This window comes from Vibrio sp. 10N.222.46.A1, assembly GCF_041473595.1.
Lineage (GTDB): Bacteria > Pseudomonadota > Gammaproteobacteria > Enterobacterales > Vibrionaceae > Vibrio > Vibrio tasmaniensis_A.
Genome location: NZ_JBFRSN010000685.1, coordinates 1 through 2,791, shown reverse-complemented (window position 1 = coordinate 2,791; position 2,791 = coordinate 1). Strand labels below are relative to the sequence as shown.

General features: G+C 45.5%; 4 protein-coding genes. All 4 read left to right on the top strand.

Annotated elements, in window-relative coordinates; translation table 11 throughout:
• Positions 1–427 (top strand): endonuclease (locus tag AB4496_RS18340; RefSeq protein WP_372131574.1); only part of this gene is annotated, 427 nt, incomplete at its 5' end.
• A gap of 159 nt (positions 428–586) precedes the next feature.
• A complete protein-coding gene (gene rsmE, locus AB4496_RS18335) occupies positions 587–1,318 on the top strand; it encodes a 16S rRNA (uracil(1498)-N(3))-methyltransferase (RefSeq protein ID WP_017091302.1) in 732 nt (243 codons plus the stop codon).
• A 9-nt stretch (positions 1,319–1,327) separates the two neighbouring features.
• Positions 1,328–2,278, top strand: a complete 951-nt coding sequence (gene gshB, locus AB4496_RS18330) for a glutathione synthase (RefSeq protein WP_102258157.1) — start codon at positions 1,328–1,330, stop codon at positions 2,276–2,278.
• A 116-nt stretch (positions 2,279–2,394) separates the two neighbouring features.
• Positions 2,395–2,791: YqgE/AlgH family protein (locus AB4496_RS18325; protein ID WP_372131572.1), on the top strand; the 397-nt coding region annotated here is incomplete at its 3' end.

Below are 2,791 nucleotides of genomic sequence, written 5' to 3'. Positions count from 1 at the left end.
CCACCAGCGTCAGTGCTGGCAAGATGGCGGACGTAAGAACTGCACTCGCAACGACAAAGTATTCAAATCCATGGAAGCCGATCTTCATAATCTGACTCCGGCCATTGGCGAGGTTAACGGTGATCGCTCTAATTACAATTTCAGTCAGTGGAATGGAATGGATGGCGTTAGCTATGGTCAATGTGAAATGCAGGTCAACTTCAAGCAGCGCAAAGTGATGCCGCCAGACAGAGCAAAAGGTTCTATCGCGCGTACTTATCTTTATATGAGCCAAGAGTACGGCTTCAAACTATCTAAGCAGCAGACTAACCTGATGATGGCGTGGAACAAGCAATTCCCTGTCGATAAGTGGGAATGTACGCGTGATGAGCGAATCTATGCGATCCAAGGTAATCACAACCCGTTTGTTTTTCCTGCTTGTAAATAACACGACTCAGGCAACCAACATCTCCAATTGCCTCCATCTCAAACAAGAGTTTCAGAATTGCCCCTGAAACTCTTGCGCTACCCTTGTTTTTTCAACTAAAAGCATCCATGTTAGGCAGAGACAAAATACCCAAATGAACATATTTATAGGTTTACCAGCATGAGAATCCCTCGCATCCATCACCCAGAACGCATTCATCAGTTAGGTTCACTCGCTTTAGACGAAGATGCCGCGGGTCATGTTGGTCGAGTCCTTCGTATGAAAGAAGGTCAAGATGTTCTTCTATTTGATGGCAGTGGCGCTGAATTCCCTGCGACAATTGCTGAAGTATCAAAAAAGAACGTCACAGTTAATGTTACTGAACGTATCGAGCGCAGCAGCGAATCTCCGTTAGACTTACATTTAGGCCAAGTGATTTCACGTGGCGACAAAATGGAATTCACGATTCAGAAATCGGTTGAGCTTGGTGTGAACACCATTACCCCTCTTATTTCAGAGCGCTGTGGCGTTAAGCTTGATACTAAACGCTTCGAGAAAAAGCTCGCACAGTGGCAAAAGATTGCTATCGCAGCATGTGAACAATCTGGCCGTAATACGGTTCCGGTTATTCGCCCAATCATGCAGCTTGAAGAGTGGTGCAGCGAACCGAGTGAAGCGTTGAAGCTAAACCTGCACCCTCGAGCAAAATACTCAATTAACACCCTTCCAGAACCCATCAGTAAGGTGCGCCTATTGATCGGTCCTGAAGGCGGACTGTCCGCTGAAGAAATCGGCATGACAGAACAATACAAATTTGAAGAGACGCTACTCGGTCCACGTGTACTTCGTACCGAAACTGCTGCTCTAACCGCAATTACTGCCTTACAAGTCCGTTTTGGCGATCTAGGCTAGGAGAAAGAAATGATCAAACTTGGCATCGTAATGGATCCAATTTCATCCATTAACATCAAAAAAGACTCTAGCTTTGCCATGATGCTTGAAGCTCAGCGTCGTGGTTACGAAATCCATTACATGGAAATGGATGATCTACATTTAGATCAAGGCGTAGCCATTGCTGACACTAAGGTTGTTGAACTAAAAGAAGATCCAAACGGTTGGTACGAGTTCAAATCAGAACAGACTATCGCGCTATCCGATTTAGATGCGGTACTGATGCGTAAAGATCCTCCGTTTGATACTGAGTACATCTACGCGACTTACATTCTTGAGCGTGCTGAAGAGAACGGCGCACTGATCGTAAACAAGCCACAAAGCTTACGTGACTGTAACGAGAAGTTGTTCACGGCATGGTTCCCTGAACTCACACCAACCACCATCGTGACTCGTAAAGCTGAAAAAATTAAAGCATTCCGCGAGAAGCACGGTGACGTGATTCTAAAACCACTTGATGGCATGGGTGGCGCGTCAATCTTCCGTGTGAAGGAAGGCGACCCTAACGTATCGGTAATCATTGAAACACTGACCAACCACGGTCAAAACTACGCAATGGCACAAACCTTTGTTCCAGACATCAGCAATGGTGATAAGCGCATTCTTGTGGTTGACGGTGAACCAATGCCTTACTGCCTAGCGCGTATTCCTGCGAAAGGGGAAACTCGAGGTAACCTTGCTGCTGGCGGTACAGGTGAAGCTCGCCCGCTGAGTGAAACAGACTGGGCTATCGCAAGAGCAGTTGCACCGGCATTAAAAGAGAAAGGTTTAATCTTTGTAGGACTTGATGTTATCGGTGACAAACTGACTGAAATCAACGTGACAAGCCCTACTTGTATCCGTGAAATTGAAGCTGCTTTTGATATTTCGGTAACGGGAAAATTAATGGATGCAATCGAGCGTCGCGTTAACGCTAAATAGCCTAAACTAAAGAAAGCCTTAGCTATTCGAAAACACAAAAATATCTAGGCAAAGAACAATGAGCGGCTTTACGCCGCTCTTTTTCCTTTACTGGGAACACACTGGCAGGAGGCTCTATGAATTTAACGAACCACTTTCTGGTCGCTATGCCCGGAATGAAAGACCCATACTTTCAAAATTCGGTGATCTATCTTTGTGAGCACAATGACGAAGGTGCGATGGGTTTGATGATCAACGCTCCTATCGATGTCACTGTCGGCAGCATGCTCAAGCAAGTTGAGGTTGACTCTGAACAGCCGAAATCCAACCAAGCAAGCCTTGATAAGCCAGTACTTAATGGTGGGCCAGTTGCAGAAGATCGTGGGTTTATTTTGCATAAACCCAAAGGCAGTTATCAATCCAGCATCAACATGACGGATCAAATCTCAGTAACAACATCAAAAGATATCTTGATGGTGTTAGGGACTGAAGATGAACCGAACAATTATCTGGTTGCACTTGGTTATTCTGGGT

What these genes read in the sequence shown, in the direction of transcription:
- gshB (WP_102258157.1), top strand. Translation starts at nt 1,328, where the DNA reads ATGATCAAACTTGGCATCGTAATGGATCCAATTTCATCCATTAACATC.
- rsmE (WP_017091302.1), top strand. Translation starts at nt 587, where the DNA reads ATGAGAATCCCTCGCATCCATCACCCAGAACGCATTCATCAGTTAGGT.